Annotated in this window: 13 protein-coding genes and 1 pseudogene; 5 read left to right on the forward strand and 9 right to left on the reverse strand. The window is 68.8% G+C overall.

Annotated features, from left to right (window positions below):
* Positions 1-38: 38 nt before the first annotated feature.
* From trmB to AC1VNX_RS15170, 4 genes are all read right to left on the reverse strand, one after another.
* Positions 39-791 (reverse strand): tRNA (guanosine(46)-N7)-methyltransferase TrmB, encoded by a 753-nt coding sequence (trmB, locus tag AC1VNX_RS15155; RefSeq protein WP_483157435.1) that lies wholly within the window; start codon positions 789-791, stop codon positions 39-41.
* A complete protein-coding gene (gene gluQRS / locus AC1VNX_RS15160) occupies positions 791-1,762 on the reverse strand; it encodes a tRNA glutamyl-Q(34) synthetase GluQRS (RefSeq protein ID WP_483157436.1) in 972 nt (323 codons plus the stop codon). Before gluQRS ends, trmB begins: the two co-directional genes overlap by 1 nt.
* A gap of 7 nt (positions 1,763-1,769) precedes the next feature.
* Positions 1,770-2,888: an NAD(P)/FAD-dependent oxidoreductase gene (locus AC1VNX_RS15165; protein WP_483157437.1), complete on the reverse strand. Its 1,119-nt coding sequence runs from the start codon at positions 2,886-2,888 to the stop codon at positions 1,770-1,772.
* 142 nt (positions 2,889-3,030) lie between these two features.
* Positions 3,031-3,984 carry a LysR substrate-binding domain-containing protein gene (locus tag AC1VNX_RS15170; protein ID WP_126023822.1) on the reverse strand — a complete coding sequence of 318 codons (954 nt, stop codon included), beginning with the start codon at positions 3,982-3,984 and terminating at the stop codon, positions 3,031-3,033.
* A 160-nt stretch (positions 3,985-4,144) separates the two neighbouring features.
* On the opposite strand from AC1VNX_RS15170, the gene AC1VNX_RS15175 reads away from it, so the two are divergent.
* The 4 genes from AC1VNX_RS15175 (at position 4,145) to AC1VNX_RS15190 (ending at position 6,898) form a co-directional block, all read left to right on the forward strand.
* Positions 4,145-4,846, forward strand: coding sequence for a pirin family protein (locus tag AC1VNX_RS15175; protein ID WP_483157438.1), 702 nt, complete (start codon positions 4,145-4,147; stop codon positions 4,844-4,846).
* Between the two features lie 98 nt (positions 4,847-4,944).
* Positions 4,945-5,364 (forward strand): DoxX family protein, encoded by a 420-nt coding sequence (locus AC1VNX_RS15180; protein WP_483157439.1) that lies wholly within the window; start codon positions 4,945-4,947, stop codon positions 5,362-5,364.
* A gap of 36 nt (positions 5,365-5,400) precedes the next feature.
* On the forward strand, positions 5,401-5,952 hold the full coding sequence (locus AC1VNX_RS15185; protein ID WP_483157440.1) for a flavodoxin family protein: 552 nt from the start codon (positions 5,401-5,403) through the stop codon (positions 5,950-5,952).
* Between the two features lie 22 nt (positions 5,953-5,974).
* On the forward strand, positions 5,975-6,898 hold the full coding sequence (locus tag AC1VNX_RS15190; RefSeq protein WP_483157441.1) for a pirin family protein: 924 nt from the start codon (positions 5,975-5,977) through the stop codon (positions 6,896-6,898).
* Positions 6,899-6,950: 52 nt separating this feature from the next.
* On the opposite strand, the gene AC1VNX_RS15195 is transcribed toward AC1VNX_RS15190, so the two are convergent.
* The 5 genes from AC1VNX_RS15195 to AC1VNX_RS15215 form a co-directional block, all read right to left on the reverse strand.
* Positions 6,951-8,519, reverse strand: coding sequence for a tripartite tricarboxylate transporter permease (locus AC1VNX_RS15195; RefSeq protein WP_483157442.1), 1,569 nt, complete (start codon positions 8,517-8,519; stop codon positions 6,951-6,953).
* Positions 8,520-8,523: 4 nt separating this feature from the next.
* Positions 8,524-9,054 (reverse strand): tripartite tricarboxylate transporter TctB family protein, encoded by a 531-nt coding sequence (locus tag AC1VNX_RS15200; RefSeq protein WP_483157443.1) that lies wholly within the window; start codon positions 9,052-9,054, stop codon positions 8,524-8,526.
* Positions 9,055-9,208: 154 nt separating this feature from the next.
* The gene (locus AC1VNX_RS15205; RefSeq protein WP_483157444.1) at positions 9,209-10,810 is read right to left on the reverse strand and encodes a sensor histidine kinase; all 1,602 of its coding nucleotides are present in this window, start codon (positions 10,808-10,810) and stop codon (positions 9,209-9,211) included.
* Positions 10,761-11,477, reverse strand: coding sequence for a response regulator (locus AC1VNX_RS15210; protein ID WP_483157445.1), 717 nt, complete (start codon positions 11,475-11,477; stop codon positions 10,761-10,763). Before AC1VNX_RS15210 ends, AC1VNX_RS15205 begins: the two co-directional genes overlap by 50 nt.
* Positions 11,478-11,513: 36 nt before the next feature.
* Entirely contained in the window at positions 11,514-12,299 is a 786-nt protein-coding gene (locus AC1VNX_RS15215) for a sulfurtransferase (RefSeq protein ID WP_483157446.1), read from the reverse strand.
* Between the two features lie 133 nt (positions 12,300-12,432).
* Between AC1VNX_RS15215 and dnaE the strand changes: the two are divergent.
* Positions 12,433-15,950, forward strand: a pseudogene (gene dnaE, locus AC1VNX_RS15220) (DNA polymerase III subunit alpha).
* The last annotated feature ends 74 nt before the right edge of the window (positions 15,951-16,024 follow it).

Raw genomic sequence — 16,024 nt, forward strand, 5'->3', positions numbered from 1 at the left:
TCGTGCCATGCCGGGCCGGCAGGCTCAACCCGGCAAGCTCAGGCGGTCCGCACGAACACCAGGTCCCACACCCCGTGGCCCAGCTTGATGCCCCGATTCTCGAACTTGGTCAGCGGGCGGTAGTCGGGCTTGGGCGCGTAGCCCTCGGCGGTGTTGCGCAGCAGCGGCTCGCCTGAGAGCACCTCGAGCATCTGCTCGGCGTAGGGCTGCCAGTCGGTTGCGCAGTGGATGTAGCCACCGGGGCGCAGGTGCTGCGCGAGCTTGGTCACGAATTCGGGCTGGATCAGCCGGCGCTTGTTGTGGCGCTTCTTGTGCCACGGGTCCGGGAAGAAGACGTGCACGCCGGCCAGCGTGCCGGGCTGCAGCATGTGGTCGAGCACGTCGACCGCGTCATGCGCGCAGATGCGGATGTTCGACAGCTGCTGCTCGCCGATGCGCTTGAGCAGCGCGCCCACGCCGGGCTCGTGCACCTCGCAGCAGAAGAAATTGGTGTCGGGCAGCACCGTCGCGATGTGCGCGGTGGCCTCGCCCATGCCGAAGCCGATTTCCAGCACCGTCGGGCCGGCACGGCCGCCGAAGGTGGCGGTCAGGTCGACCGGCTCGGGCTTGTAGGGCACGAGGTACAGCGGCCCCAGTTCGGAGAAGGCGCGCGCCTGGCCCTCGGTGGTACGGCCGCCGCGCTTGACGAAGCTCTTGAGGCGGCGGTGCAGCGGATGGGGCTTGGCGCCGTCGTCGGTGCCCTCGTCATGGTCGGGCGGGAGGTCGTTGGACACGGTGTCGGAAAGATTCATCACGGGCGCGAATTGTAGAGAGCGCGCCATTCGGGCACCCAGCCGGCCAGCGCCGCCGGGCAGTCCGTGGCCGTGGCGGTGCTCAGGCCCAGTACCCGCGCCGCGGCATCGAGCGCCGCCAGCGCGGCCGCCGGGGAGCCGGTATCGATGGAGGTGGCGCCGTTCTGCTTGGAGAGCTTGTCGCCGTCGGCGCCGCGCACCAGCGGCGTGTGCAGGTAGCTGGGCGTGGCGAAGCCCAGTGCGCGCTGCAGCAGGATCTGGCGCGCGGTGTTGTCGGTGAGGTCCTCGCCGCGCACCACGTCGGTCACGCCCTGTTCGGCGTCGTCGACCACCACCGCGAGCTGGTAGGCCCAGGGGCCGTCGGCGCGGCGCAGCACGAAGTCGCCGACCTCTCGGCTCACGTTCTGGCACTGGCGGCCGAGGCGGCGGTCGGTGAAGCAGAGCTCGCCGCCGGTGCCTGCGTCGTGGCCGTCTTCTTCCTTTTCCTCCCAGGGCACGCCGGGCGTGGGCGGAAGGTCGGCTTCGAACTTCTCGGTGGCGAAGCGCCAGGCGCGCGCGGGCTTGCCGTGCAGCCCGTCGCGGCAGGTGCCGGGGTACACGCGCTCGCCATGGCGCTCATGCCGCTGGCCCAGCCGCGCGAGCGCCGCGTTGATGTCCTTGCGCGAGCAGCCACAGGGGTAGGCCAGGCCGCGCGCCTTGAGCCGGGCCAGCGCGGCCTCGTAGCGGTCGGTGCGCCGGGTCTGCCACACGGGCGGCTCGTCGGGCAGCAAGGCGCACTCGGCCAACTGCTGGAGGATGTGCTCGCCCATGCCGGGCAGGCAGCGCTCGGTGTCGGCGTCCTCGATGCGCACCAGCCAGCGCGCCTGCGGGCCGCGTGCGCGCACGTCGAGCCAGCTCGCGAGCGCGGCCACCAGCGAGCCCGCGTGCAGCGGGCCGGTGGGCGAGGGCGCGAAGCGGCCGGTCTCTCGCATCTCCCGGTCAGAGCACGTCGAGCGCGAGCGACAGGCCGGAGAGGAAGGCGTCTTCCACGCGGTGGCCGGTGCACCAGTCGCCCGCGATACCGATGCGGGCCTTGGAGTCCCACAGGTGAGTGGTGCCCACGGGCACCTGCGTCTGCGCTTCGTTCCAGCAGATGGCCTGGGCGTGCGCGGGCGTGGCGTGGATGCCGGTGATTTCCGCGAAGGCGCGCAGCAGCTTTGCTTCCACGCGCGAGGGCGCGTCGCGCAGATGCTCCTGCGACCAGGCCGCGCTGGCCTGCAGCGTCCAGCGCTCCACAGGCTCGCGTCCGGGCTTGGATGACTCGCGCGCCAGCCAGGCCACGCGGTGGTGCGTGCTGCGCGCCGCGTTCCACTGCGGGCCGAGGTGCGACATGTCGGGCTGGTTGGCCTGGGGGTAGGCGATCATCAGCGTCCAGCAGGGTGCGATGGTCACGGGTTCGATCTTGCGGGCCAGCGTGGCCGAGAGCTTGCCGCCATCGCCCAGAAGCGCGCGGGTGCCGGCCGGCGGCACGGCCAGCAGCACGGCGTCGAAGCCCGAGTACACATGATGCGAATCGTCGGCACCGGCGGTGCGCAGCTGCCAGCGCTTCGCGTCGAGCGCGTCGGGCTCGATCTGCGTGACGCGCGCGCCGGTGACGAGGCTGTCGCCCAGTGGCGCTGCCCAGCGGGCCACCAGCGAATCCATGCCGGGCTGAGCCACCCAGTGCGGCTCGAGGGAAGGCAGCGCGGCCTCGGCCACGCGGCCGTGCGCGTCGAGCACGCGCACGAGGTTCGCGCTCCAGCGCTTGCAGACGCCGGGGGCGTTCTCCAGCGCCAGGGCAAAGCGCGCGTCGCGCACGGTGAAGTATTGGGCGCCGCTGTCGAAGCGGCCGAAGGCGGTGTCCACGCTCGCCATGCGCCCGCCGGGGGCGTCGCCGCGCTCGAACAGCGTGACCTTGTGGCCGGCCTGCACCAGCGTTCGCGCACAGGCCACCCCGGCAATGCCGGCGCCGACAACGGCGAAGTGACGAGGAACGCGCGGCTGGCCTGGGCCGGCTGGGGTTCGGTGACGGTCGGCGGCGGCCTTGGCCGGCTTCTTTGCAGTTGCGCGAGTGCTCATGAACGGCTCTTTTCTTCTGGATGGAATGCGGAGGGATGTGTCTGCACTCTACATCGGTCCGGCAGCCGCTCCGCCTGAGGGCACACCCTTAGCGGCGCGGCGCGATCCTCGGCAATACTCATCTGCTCTTTCATCAGCTCTTTCATCGGCCCCGGTGCCGTTCGAGCAGCGCCCGGCGCGTGCCCTCGTGCTCGAACTGCGCCAGCCACCATTCGAGCGCGCGCCCAGGCTTGCCGGCGCTGCGCACCCGCCACGCACAGTGCAGCGACCCCAGCGGCGGCTTGCGCTCCGTCTTCAATTCGACCAGGTGCCCGGCCTCGATGTACGGCCGCGCCATCGGCTCGGGCAGGAAGCCGCCGCCCAGCCCGTGCAGCTGCGCCGCGATCTTGGCCTGCATGCTCGGCACGGTGAGCACGTCCTGTCCGCCGACGAGGTGCACCGTGAGGCCCGGCGCCTGGCGAGCCGAGTCGGCCGCCGCCACCGCGCGGTGCTGCCGCATCACCGCGTCGCTCAGCGGCTGAGTGGCGCGCGCCAGCGGGTGGTGCGGCGCCACCGCGTAGACGAAGCTCAGCTCGCCGATCGGCCGGCTGCGGATGCCGGTGGTGGTGAAGGCCAGGCTCGCGGCGTCGAGCACCGCGCCGATGGCGAGGTCGGCCTCGCCGGTGGTCAGCGCCTCGATGGTGCCCATCAGCGTCTCGTCGCGCAGCTTCAGCCGCGTGGGCGGCTCCAGCGCGAAGAAGGCGGTGGCCAGGTCGAGCAGCGGGTCGCGCGCGATCACGCTGTCGACCGCGATGGTCAGCATCGGCTCCCAGCCGGTGGCCACGCGCTTGACGCGATTGGCCACCGCGTCGATCTCGCCGAGCAGCCGCTCGGCCTCGCGCAGCAGCTCGGCGCCGGCTTCGGTCAGGCGGGCCTGGCGGGCGCTGCGGTCGAACAGCAGCACGTCGAGCGCGTCCTCGATCTGGCGCACCCGGTAGCTCAGCGCGCTGGGCACCAGGTTCAGCGCCCGGGCGGCGGCGGCAAAGCTGCCTGTTGCGGCCACGGTCTGGAGCATGGCGAGGGAGTCGGGGGTCAGCACGTCTCTGGGGCTGGGCATGGCGGCTCCATTGATCAAAATATTTGAATGGTGCCATCAAACCACGACGCCTTTCCGAAGGGGGCGGCGGCCCAAAATTCTTCACATCCGCTGCGCATCCGGCGCGGCATACGAAAGAAGCCCGAGCACCCCGACGGGGCAGGGCAGAAGGAGTCCGACGATGTTGCAAGTCCGTAAATCCCAGGAACGCGGTTACGCCGATCACGGCTGGCTGCGCTCGTTCCACAGCTTTTCCTTTGCCAACTACTACGACCCGGCCCACATGGGCTTCGGCAACCTGCGTGTGATCAACGAAGACCGCGTGGCGGCGGGCGCCGGCTTCGGCACCCACGGCCACAAGGACATGGAGATCATCAGCTACGTGCTCTCGGGCGAGCTGGCGCACAAGGACAGCATGGGCAACGTGGAAAGCATTCCGCCCGGCGACGTGCAGCGCATGAGCGCGGGCCGCGGCGTGATGCACAGCGAGTTCAACCACAAGGCCGACCAGACCACGCACTTCCTGCAGATCTGGATCCTGCCGAAGGAGCGCGGCGTCGAGCCCGGCTACGAGCAGAAGAAGTTCAGCGACGCCGAGAAGCGCGGCCAGCTGCGCCTGGTGGCCTCGCCCGAAGGCAGCGATGGCTCGGTGAAGGTGAATGCCGACGCGAGCCTGTACGCCGGCCTCTTCGATGGCGACGAAAAGGCCAGCATCTCGCTGGACCCGAAGCGCAAGAGCTACGTGCACCTGGTGCGCGGCGAGCTCGAAGTGAACGGCCAGAAGCTCTCGGGCGGAGACGCCGCGATGCTGGAAGGCGAGTCGCAGGTGACGCTGGGCGCGGGCAAGGACGCTGAAGTGCTGGTGTTCGACCTGGCCGCCTGATTTTTCCCCCTTGCCGGGCGGTGGCCGCCCGGCTTTTTTCTTTCCTTTTCCCTTTTCCCTTTTTTCCAATCCAACCAACAACCGAGGAGTTTTCAACCATGGCAACCGCAAACACCGCACCCAACCCCGCACAGGACACCCTGGCCCTTGTCGGCCGCATCCTCATTGCCTACCTGTTCATTCCCGCCGGCATCGGCAAGCTGATGGGCTTCGGCGGCACCGTCGGCTACATCACCTCCGCCGGCCTGCCGCTGCCCGAGGTTGCAGCGGCGATCGCGATCATCGTGGAGCTGGGCCTTGGCATCGCGCTGCTGCTGGGCTTCAAGACCCGCTGGACCGCGATCGTGATGGCGATCTTCACCGTGGCGACCGCGCTGTTCTTCCACAAGTACTGGTCGGCACCCGAGGCCATGAAAATGATGCAGCAGATCAACTTCAACAAGAACATCGCGATCGCCGGCGGCCTGCTCGCCCTGGCCGCCTTCGGCCCCGGCCGCTTCAGCATCGACAAGCGCTGATCGCGGCATCACCATCACCGATAGGAGCACCATCTCATGGCAAACATCGTCGTCGTCTTCCATTCCGGCTACGGCCACACACAGCGCGTGGCGCAGGCCGTGGCCGACGGCGCGGGCGCGCAGCTGCTGGCCATCGACGCGGACGGCAACCTGCCCGAGGGCGGCTGGGAGCTGCTGGCCGCGGCCGACGCGATCATCTTCGGCTCGCCGACCTACATGGGCGGCGTGAGCTGGCAGTTCAAGAAGTTCGCCGACGCCTCGTCGAAGGTCTGGTTCACGCAGGGCTGGAAGGACAAGCTCTTCGCCGGCTTCACCAACAGCGCCACCATGAACGGCGACAAGGTCACGACCATGACCTACCTGTGGACACTGGCGATGCAGCACAGCGGCATCTGGGTCAGCATGGGCATCCTGCCGAGCAACAGCAAGGCCGCCACGCGCGACGCGCTGAACTACGTGGGCGGCTATGGCGGCCTGCTGACGCAATCGCCATCGGACGCCAGCCCGGCTGAAATGCTGAAAGGCGACTTCGACACGGCTCGCGCTTTCGGCGAGCGCATTGGCACGGTGGCAAGATCGCGCAAGTAACAGGCCCCCAGGAGAACCCACGATGACCGACACCGCCCCCGAAACCCGACTGCTCAAGCCGCACGACAAGGACCTCGGAGGCGGCTTCCAGGTCAGGCGCCTGCTGCCCGCGGCGCAGCAGCGCTCGGTCGGTCCCTTCGTGTTCTTCGACCATTTCGGCCCGGCCACCGAGCAGCCGGGCAGCGAGCACGACGTGCGGCCGCATCCGCACATCGGGCTCTCCACCGTCACCTACCTCTTCAAGGGCGCGATGATGCATCGCGACAGCCTGGGCAGCGTGCAGGAGATCCTGCCGGGCGCCATCAACTGGATGACCGCCGGGCGCGGCATCGTGCATTCCGAGCGCAAGCCCGAGCGCCTGAAGGCCGACACCTACGTGAACCACGGCCTGCAGCTGTGGGCCGCGCTGCCGCAGGCGCATGAAGAAATCGAGCCCAGCTTCGAGCACACGCCGGCCGACGCGATTCCCGAACTGGTGGAGCAGGGCGCGGCAGTGCGCGTGCTGGTGGGCGAGGCCTTCGGCGCGCGCTCGCCGGTGAAGACGCATTCGCAGACCGTGTACCTCGACATCGCGCTGCCCGCGGGCGGACGCTTCGAGCTGCCCGCGCTGGCGCCCGAGCTGGCCGTGTACGCGGTCGATGCCGATCTGGCGGTGAACGGCGAGCCGGTCGCGGTCCACACCATGGCCGTGCTGCCGAACGGGCAGGGCGGCGTGCTCACGGCCGATGCCGCCGTGCGCCTGGTGGTGATCGGCGGCGAGCCGCTGGACGGCCCGCGCTACATCACCTGGAACTTCGTCTCGAGCCGGCGCGAGCGCATCCTCGAAGCCGGCGCCGACTGGGCGGCCCAGCGCATGGGCCATGTGCCCGGCGAAACCGAGTTCATCCCGCTGCCGGGCAAGCCCTTCGGCGTGCGCGAGCCCGACACGGGCACGACCCCCGTCTGAAGCCGAAACCCGGGCAAATGGAAAAAGGGCCCGATGCGTTGGGCCCTTTTCTTTACTCGTTGCCGATTGCCACGGTCTCGGATGGCGATGCACCCGGCGGTGCCTTCGGCAGCTCGACCATCCCCTTGCGCCCTGCGCGGCCGCGCCATGCGGAGTAGCTCACGCCCAGCAGCAGCAGCGCGCACAGGCCGATGAAGGTTGCGCTGATCGGCCGCGTCACGAACACCGACATGTCGCCGCGCGACAGCAGCAGGGCGCGGCGGAAGTTCTCTTCCACCATCGGCCCGAGCACGAAGCCCAGCAGGATCGGCGCGACCGAGAACTCCAGCGTCATCAGCACGGCGCCGACGATGCCGAACACCAGCACTTCCCAGATCTGGAAGAGGCTGTTCTGCGTGCTGTACACACCCGTCGCGATGAAGAACATCGCGGCTGGGAACAGGTACTTGTAGGGCACCTTCAGCAGCTTCACCCACACGCCGATCATCGGCACGTTCAGGATCACGAGGATCACGTTGCCGATCCAGAAGGAGGCGATCAGGCCCCAGAAGATGTCCGGATGCTCGGTGATGAGCTGCGGCCCGGGCTGGATGCCCTGGATCAGCAGCGCGCCGAGGATCAGCGCCATCACCGCGTCGCCCGGAATGCCCAGGCTCATCGTCGGGATGAAGTCGACCTGCGTCTTCGAGTGGGCCGAGGCCTCGGGGCCGGCCACGCCTTCGATCATGCCGGTGCCGAATCTGTTCGGCGTCTTCGACACCTTGCGCTCCAGCGCGTAGGCGATGAAGGTGGTGATGGTCGGGCCCGTGCCGGGCATCGCGCCGAATACCGTGCCCACCAGCGTGCCGCGGATCATCGCGGGGAAGGCGCGCTTGAGCTCTTCCCGGCTCGGGCGCATGTCGCTGAGCTTGAGCGTGCCGGTGTCGCCGATGGCCTTCATGCGGTTCACGTTGAGCAGGAAGTCGGCCACGCCGAACAGGCCCATCGAGATCGCCACCAGCTCCAGGCCGTCGCTCAGCTCGGGCAGTCCGAAGGCGAAGCGGAAGCTGCCGCTGTTCACGTCGGTGCCGACCACGCCGCACAGCAGGCCGAACAGCGTCATGGCCACGCCCTTGAGCGGCGAGCCGCGCGACATGGTGGAGCCGGCCAGCAGGCCCAGCAGCATGATCGAGAAGATCTCGGTCGGGCCGAACTTGAAGGCGATCTGCACCAGCAGCGGCGAGGCGAAGATCATCACGATGATGCCGACGGAGGCCGCGAAGAACGAGGCGATCATCGTCACCCCGAGCGCCACGCCTCCCTTGCCCTGCTTGGTCATGGGGTACCCGTCCAGACAGGTCACCGCATGCGGCGGGTGCGAGGGCATGTTCATCAGGATGGCGCCGATGGCGCCGCCGTACTGCGAGCCGTAGAAGATGCCGGCCAGCATCAGGATGGCGGGCACCGGGTGCATCACGTAGGTGAGCGGCAGCAGGATCGAGATGGCCTGCAGCGCGCCCATGCCTGGCAGCACGCCGATCAGGTTGCCCACCAGCACGCCGAAGAAGGACCACAGCAGGTTCGAGCCCTGGAAGGCGACGCCGAAGCCGAACCAGAGGTCGTGGAGCGATTGACCGATCATGGCTTCAGCCTCCCCACTGGAACAGGGGCAGCTGCAGCTTCAGCGCCCACCAGAAGACCACCACCGCGATGAAGCACATCGCGAGCGACAGCAGCAGCACCTCGGTCAGCGTGTTGTCGCGGTCACCGAGCGCCGAGATGAACACGATCGCGAAAGTCGCAGGCAGCAGGCCGCCGTATTCGCCGAAGAGCAGGAAGGCGAGGATGCCGAGGATGATGCAGATGCCGCCGCGCAGGTCGGGCATGCCGCCGGGGTGGCCGTGCGAGGCCGCTTCCTCGCCCGCGCCTTCGGCCGATTTGTCGCCGCGCGCGGAGACCGCGATGAGCAGCCCCGTGAGCGCCAGCAGCGCGCCGAGCGCGACGGGGAAGAAGCCCGGGCCCATGTGCGCCAGCTCGCCGACGCGGTAGCCGACGCCGGCATACACGGCGGCCAGGCCGACGACGATCAGCAGCGCGCCGCCGTAGTAGTCTTTCTTGAATTTCGAAGCGGGCCGGGGCGCGTGCGAGGCCGGATCTTCACCGAGCTGGTGCTGCATAAGTCTCCTTGGTCTGGAAGGAGCGCAGTCTAGGAATCGAGACTTTCAATCCCCTTTCGGCAGGGGCTCCGGCAGCCTTGCGGGCCGCAAAATACGTGTAATCACGTACCGGCGTATCCGGTGAAACCCTTGCAGAAACGAGTGCGGATGGGGCTCACGAAGCGCGCAGCGGCAGCCTCAGCGTCGCGCGCAATCCGCCGCCGTTGGGGCGCTCGGGCGTGTCGGCATTCGAGAGTTCGATCTCGCCGCCGTTGCGCCGTGCATAGCCGCGCGCGATGGTGAGGCCGAGGCCCGCGCCTTGTGCCGCTGCGGTGCCCGTGGCGCTGTCGCGATGGAAGCGCTCGAACACGCTCTCGCGCCGTTCGGGCGCGATGCCCGGTCCGCTGTCGCACACCTCGGCCAATGCGTGCGTGGCATCGCGCCGAACGGTCACGGTGATGTTGCCGCCGCGCGGCGTGTACTTGATGGCGTTGTGCACGAGGTTGGCGAGCACCTCGTGCAGCTCCGCAGCATTGGCTGCGACGGGCAGCACGGGCGTGTCGTCTTCGTCATCGCTCGATTCGTCGGTGCCGTTCGCATCGTCCGTGCCCATGTCGCCGCGCGCATCGACCCAGCCCAGGTCCTGGTCGTTCTCGCGCGCCAGCGGCAGGTACTGCAGCACCACGCCGCGCGCGATGGCGTTGAGGTCGGCCACTGCGGCTCCGGCCGGTGCGGCCTCGTCGCCCGCGGTGGCGTGGGCCAGCGCCAGCAGCTGCTCGCTCAGGCGGCGGGTGCGCGCGAGCTGCGCGACGATGGCCTGCAGCGATTCGCGCATGCGCGCCGGATCGGTCTCGCGCACCGCGTAGCCGGCCTGGATCGACAGGATGCTCAGCGGCGTGCGCAGCTGGTGCGAGGCATCGGCCAGGAACTGCGACTGCTCCGCCACCATGCGCCGGTGGCCCGCGATGTGGTGGTTGACCGCATCGACCAGCGGCGCCACTTCGTGCGGCACGCCGCTGGCGTCGAGCGGCGTGAGGTCGTCGCGCGGACGCTCGCGCAGCGAGCGGCGCAGGCGCTCCAGCGGGCGCAGCGTCCAGGCCACGCCCAGCCACACCAGCAGCGCCATCACCACCACCATGCGCGTGTCGCGCAGGAACTCCTGGCGCAGCGTCTCGGCCTGCGCCTCGGTGCGCGGGCCGGTGCCCTCGGCCGCCTGGATGAGCACGCTGTAGGCCTCGCCGGGATGAACGTTGTCGTACACCGTCTGGCGCAGCGCGGCCACGCGCACCGGGTGCTGCTGGTAGACCGCGTCGTAGAACACCGGCGTGCCGTCGGGCGGGCGGTGCGCGGGGCGGGGCAGGCCGGGCACGCCCATGAGCGTGGCCTCGGGCGAATTCACGTCCAGCGTCCCGCCCTTGGGAATGCGCTGCACGCCGACGTGCAGGTACTTGTAGCGCAGCCGCGTCGACTCGAACATCGCCTGGATCGAGAAGGGCTCCTGCACGCGCACGCTGCCGTCGCTGGCCACGACGATGCCGTTGGCCAGCGCCTGCACGGGCTCCAGCAGGCTCTGGTCGTAGGCGACCACGAGGGAGTCGGTCAGCGCGCGGTAGTCGCTCCAGCTGTCCAGCGCCAGCAGCACGACGAGGCCCGGCAGCAGCAGCGCGAGCAGGCGCGCGCGGATGCCGAAGCGCTGCGGCCGCGGTGACAGCTGCTGTTGCTGCTGTTCAGCCGCCGTCGCCGCGGAGTTCGCTGTGGGCTGGGGCTGAGGAACCATCGGCAATGCTCTCCAGCATGTAGCCCAGGCCGCGCACGGTGACGATGCGCACGTCGCTGTCGGCCAGCTTGCGCCGCAGCCGGTGCAGCACCACCTCGATGGCGTCGGGGCCGGCGGTGCTGTCGTTGGTGAACACCTTGGCGAAGAGTTGCGACTTGCCCACCGGCGAGCCGCTGCGCAGCAGCAGGGCGGTGAGCGCGGCCTGCTCGCGCGGCGTGAGCGACAGCAGCGTGCCGCGCAGTGTGAAGGCGCGGCTCTGGCTGTCGTAGGAGAGCGAGGCGCACTGCAGGCGCGGATGCTGCTTGCCGCGGCTGCGCCGCACCAGCGCCGACAGCCGCGCCTCCAGCTCTTCCAGCTCGAAGGGCTTGGTGAGGAAATCGTCGGCGCCAAGGTTCAGGCCGCGCACCCGGTCCTGCAGCGCACCTTGCGCGGTGAGGATCAGCACCGGCGTGCGGTCGTCGGCGGCGCGCATGTCGGCCAGCACGCTCAGGCCGTGCTTGTCGGGCAGGCGCAGGTCGAGCACCACGGCGTCGTATTCGGTGCCGGCCATGAAGGCTTCGGCGGTGCGCGCGTCGGGCGCGTGGTCGGGCACGAAGCCGCTTTGGGTGAGCGCGCGGACCAGCCACGAGGCCATGTCCAGTTCGTCTTCCACCAGGAGGATGCGCATGGGGCCTGCCGCGTCTCGTTGTCGTCGTTGTTGCCGTTACTGCTTGATGGCGAGGTCGGGGTCTTCCGAGGCGCGGGCGCTGGCGCGCGCCGAGCGCGCACTCAGGTCGGGCGCCAGGGCCTCGCGGCCGTCGAAGACGAAGCAGTCGCCCTTGTAGTGCGCGCCGCCGACCTCCTCGAAGTACTTGAGGATGCCGCCTTCTAGCTGCAGCACGTTCTCCACGCCTTCCTCGTGCATCAGGATCGCCGCCTTCTCGCAGCGGATGCCGCCGGTGCAGAAGCTCACCACCGTCTTGCCCTTGAACTCGTCGCGGTGCGCGCGCAGGGCGGGCGGGAACTCGGTGAACTTGCCGATGCGCCAGTCGATGGCGCCCTCGAAGCTGCCGTAGTCGACCTCGAAGGCGTTTCGGGTGTCCAGCAGGGCGATTTCCCGGCCCTGGTCGTCATGGCCCTGGTCGAGCCAGCGCTTGAGCGTGGCGGCGTCCACGCCGGGCGCCCGGCCTGCTTCGGGCTGGATGGCGGGGTGGTCCATGCGGATGATCTCGCGCTTGAGCTTCACCAGCATGCGCCGGAAAGGCTGCGTGGCCGACCAGCTTTCCTTGACCTCGAGGTCGGCGAACCGGGCGTCGGCGCGCAGGTGGGCCAGGAAAGCCCGCACACCATCTGACGTTCCGGCCAGGAACATGTTGATACCTTCGGGCGCCAGCAGGATGGTGCCCATGAGCCCCAGGGCCTGGGTGCGGGCACGCAGGTCTTCACGCAGCGCGGGGCTGTCGTCGATGGCCACGAACTTGTAGGCCGCGATATTCAAAATCTCTTGCACGGGGCGGGATTTTAGGTGCCGCCGGGCCCGGCTTCCCTGACTGGGGGCCTCTGCCCGGCGGCCGGGCGGGCCGGGAGCGATTTCAGGGATTGCCAACCCACATCGTGGAGGGCCTGCTTCCTACAATGAAGGCATGTTTGTTCACCTGCGCCTGCACACCGAGTTTTCCGTCGTCGACGGCACCAACCGAATCGACGATGTCGTCAAGGCCGCCGCTGCCGACAAGCAGCCCGCGCTGGCCATCACCGACCTGAACAACCTGTTCGGGGCCGTCAAGTTCTACAAACAGGGCCGGGGCAAGGGCGTCAAGCCCATCATCGGCGCCGAAGCCTTCGTGGACGGGCTGGGCAAGGAGCCCGGCGCGCTGACCCGCATCGTTTTGCTGGTGCAGAACATGGAGGGGTATCTCAACCTGTCGGAGCTGCTCGCGCGGGCGTGGACGCAGAACGTGGGCCGGGGCCAGTCGCAGGCGGCCTGCAAGCTGGAATGGCTGCAGGAGCTTTCGGGCGGGCTGATCGCGCTGTCGGGCGCGCAGGCCGGGCCGCTGGGGCAGCCGCTGCTGCAGGGGCAGGGCGAGCGCGCGGCCGAGCTGGCCTTGCAGCTGGCGGGCATCTTCCCGCACCGTTTCTACATCGAGCTGCAGCGCGCGGGCCGTCCCGAGGACGAGCCGCACGTGATCGCCGCCGTGCAGCTGGCGGCCCGGCTGCACCTGCCGGTGGTTGCCACGCACCCCGTGCAGTTCGCCGCCCGCGAGGACTACGAGGCGCACGAGGCGCGCGTGTGCATCTCCGAAGGCGAAATCCTCGGCAACCCGCGCCGGGTGCGCCGCTTCACCGAGGAGCAGTATTTCAAGTCGAGCGCGGAGATGCAGGCGCTTTTCGCCGACGTGCCCAGCGCGCTGGCCAACACGGTCGAGATCGCCAAGCGCTGCAACCTCACGCTGGTGCTGGGCAAGCCGCAGCTGCCGGACTTTCCGACGCCCTTCATCGCCGAGGGCGTGCGCATGCCCATCGACGATTTCTTCCGCCAGGAGTCGTTCGACGGCCTCGAGTTGCGCCTGAAGCACCTCTACCCCGACGAAGCCAGGCGCGACGCCGAGCGCCCGCGCTACGTGGAGCGGCTGGAGTTCGAGATCAACACCATCCTGAAGATGGGGTTCCCGGGCTATTTCCTGATCGTGGGCGACTTCATCCAGTGGGCCAAGAACAACGGCTGCCCGGTGGGCCCGGGCCGGGGCTCGGGTGCCGGCTCGCTGGTGGCCTATGCGCTGAAGATCACCGACCTCGACCCGCTCGAATACAAGCTGCTGTTCGAACGCTTCCTGAACCCCGAGCGCGTCTCGATGCCCGACTTCGACATCGACTTCTGCCAGGGCAACCGCGACCGCGTGATCGACTACGTGAAGGACAAGTACGGCCGCAACGCCGTGAGCCAGATCGCCACCTTCGGCACCATGGCCGCGCGCGCGGCCATCCGCGACGTGGGCCGCGTGCTGGACATGAGCTACATGTTCTGCGACGGCATCAGCAAGCTGATTCCGAACAAGCCCGGCATGTCGGTCACGCTGCAGTACCCGCCCGAGAAGAAGATCGAGGGCGACAAGAACAACTACGCCATCGAGATGGAGCCGCAACTGGCGGAGCGCATCGAGAAGGAAGAAGAAGTCCGCATGCTGGTCGAGCTCGCGCAGAAGCTCGAAGGCATGACCCGCAACATCGGCATGCACGCCGGCGGCGTGCTCATCGCGCCGGGCAAGCTCACCGACTTCTGCCCGCTCTACCAGCAGCCCGGCAGCGAATCGGCCGTGAGCCAGTACGACAAGGACGACGTGGAGGCCATCGGCCTCGTGAAGTTCGACTTCCTGGGCCTGGCGACGCTCACGATCCTGGAGATCGCGCGCGAGTTCATCATGAAGCGCCACAAGGGCCAGGAGAACTTCGCGTTCGAGAACATCCCGCTGAACGACGCGGCCACCTACAGGCTCTTCTCCGACGGCAAGACCGAAGCCGTGTTCCAGTTCGAATCCCGCGGCATGCAGGGCATGCTGAAGGACGCGCGCCCGACGCGCCTGGAAGACCTGATCGCGCTGAACGCGCTGTACCGACCGGGCCCGATGGACCTGATTCCCAGCTTCGTGGCGCGCAAGCACGGCCGCGAGGACGTGGAGTACCCGCACCCGGCCGTGGCCGAGATGCTCTCCGAGACCTACGGGATCATGGTCTACCAGGAGCAGGTGATGCAGACCGCGCAGATCCTGGGCGGCTACTCGCTCGGCGGCGCCGACTTGCTGCGCCGCGCGATGGGCAAGAAGAAGCTAGAGGAAATGGCCGAGCACCGCGAGAAATTCCGCGCCGGTGCCCTTGCCACCCACGGCATCGAGCAGGACAAGGCCGACGAAATCTTCGACTTGATGGAGAAGTTCGCGGGCTACGGCTTCAACAAGTCGCACGCCGCCGCCTACTCGCTGCTGGCGTATCACACGGGCTGGCTCAAGGTTCATTACACGGCCGAGTTCTTCTGCGCCAACATGACCGTTGAAATGGACGACACGGACAAGCTCAAGCTGCTGTTCGAGGACGCCCAGAAGAACTTCGGCATCACCTTCGAGCCGCCGGACGTGAACCGCGGCAACTACCGCTTCGAGCCGGTCACCAACAAGGTGATCCGCTACGGGCTGGGCGCCGTGAAGGGCACCGGCCAGCTCGCGGTCGAGGCCGTGGTGCGCGCGCGCGAGGAGGGCGGGCCCTTCAAGAGCCTGTACGACTTCTGCGTGCGCATCGACCGCCAGCGCATCAACAAGCGCACCGTGGAAGCGCTCATCAAGGCCGGCGCCTTCGACGCCATCCAGCAGAACCGCGCGGCGCTGGTCGCCTCGCTGGACCGCGCCTTCGAATTCGCCAACGCCACGGCGGCCAACGCTTCGCAGGTCGACATCTTCGGCGACTGCGAGCACGGCTCCGCCACCGCCGAGCCCGACCTCGTCGACGCCACGCCCTGGGGCGTGAAGGAGCGCCTGACGCTCGAAAAGACCGCCATCGGCTTCTACCTCTCGGGCCATCTGTTCGATGAGGTCTCGCACGAGGTGCGGCGCTTCTGCAAGCGCGAGATCACCGACCTGCTCGACAGCCGCGACCAGCAGGTCATCGCCGGCATCGTGAGCGACTTCCGCGTCATCAACGGCCAGCGCGGCCGGCTGGCGATCTTCAAGCTGGACGACAAGTCGGACTCTATCGAGGCCACGGCCGACGAGGCGACCATCAACGCCAACCGCAACACGTTGAAGGACGACGAGCTGGTCATCGTCAGCGGCCGGCTGCAGCCCGCGCGCGGCGGCTTCGAGGCGCGCTTCCAGGTGCAGCAGGTGTGGGACCTTGCCTCGGCGCGCTGCCGCTTCGGCAAGTTCCTGCGCGTGGCGGTCAACGGCAAGGCGCCCGACATCGCGCGCCTGCTGAAAGACTTTCCCCGCGCACCGAGCAGACCGAGGTGGGTGACCTGATCCAGGGGCTGCCGGTGCGCTTGTCGATGGCGCGCGGCGGCGCGCAGGTCGAGCTGCAGCTGGGCGAGCGCGCCAAGTTCTTCCCGACCGACGCGGCATTGGCCAGCTGGACCGCGCAGGCCGAGGCGGGCAAGGCGCTGATCGTTTACGACTGATTTCTTCCGGCGCGGTGACAAGTGCCCGCCGGGCGTGGGCTCTTTGGGCCCCTCGATAGGATTCCTCCTGCCTT

This window comes from Variovorax sp. TLI9-5A, from assembly GCF_056867935.1.

Bases quoted from the DNA above. Each gene is read 5' to 3' on its own strand.
- trmB (WP_483157435.1), bottom strand. From the start codon at position 791: ATGAATCTTTCCGACACCGTGTCCAACGACCTCCCGCCCGACCATGAC.
- gluQRS (WP_483157436.1), bottom strand. From the start codon at position 1,762: ATGCGAGAGACCGGCCGCTTCGCGCCCTCGCCCACCGGCCCGCTGCAC.
- AC1VNX_RS15165 (WP_483157437.1), bottom strand. From the start codon at position 2,888: ATGAGCACTCGCGCAACTGCAAAGAAGCCGGCCAAGGCCGCCGCCGAC.
- AC1VNX_RS15170 (WP_126023822.1), bottom strand. From the start codon at position 3,984: ATGCCCAGCCCCAGAGACGTGCTGACCCCCGACTCCCTCGCCATGCTC.
- AC1VNX_RS15175 (WP_483157438.1), top strand. From the start codon at position 4,145: ATGTTGCAAGTCCGTAAATCCCAGGAACGCGGTTACGCCGATCACGGC.
- AC1VNX_RS15180 (WP_483157439.1), top strand. From the start codon at position 4,945: ATGGCAACCGCAAACACCGCACCCAACCCCGCACAGGACACCCTGGCC.
- AC1VNX_RS15185 (WP_483157440.1), top strand. From the start codon at position 5,401: ATGGCAAACATCGTCGTCGTCTTCCATTCCGGCTACGGCCACACACAG.
- AC1VNX_RS15190 (WP_483157441.1), top strand. From the start codon at position 5,975: ATGACCGACACCGCCCCCGAAACCCGACTGCTCAAGCCGCACGACAAG.
- AC1VNX_RS15195 (WP_483157442.1), bottom strand. From the start codon at position 8,519: ATGATCGGTCAATCGCTCCACGACCTCTGGTTCGGCTTCGGCGTCGCC.
- AC1VNX_RS15200 (WP_483157443.1), bottom strand. From the start codon at position 9,054: ATGCAGCACCAGCTCGGTGAAGATCCGGCCTCGCACGCGCCCCGGCCC.
- AC1VNX_RS15205 (WP_483157444.1), bottom strand. From the start codon at position 10,810: ATGGTTCCTCAGCCCCAGCCCACAGCGAACTCCGCGGCGACGGCGGCT.
- AC1VNX_RS15210 (WP_483157445.1), bottom strand. From the start codon at position 11,477: ATGCGCATCCTCCTGGTGGAAGACGAACTGGACATGGCCTCGTGGCTG.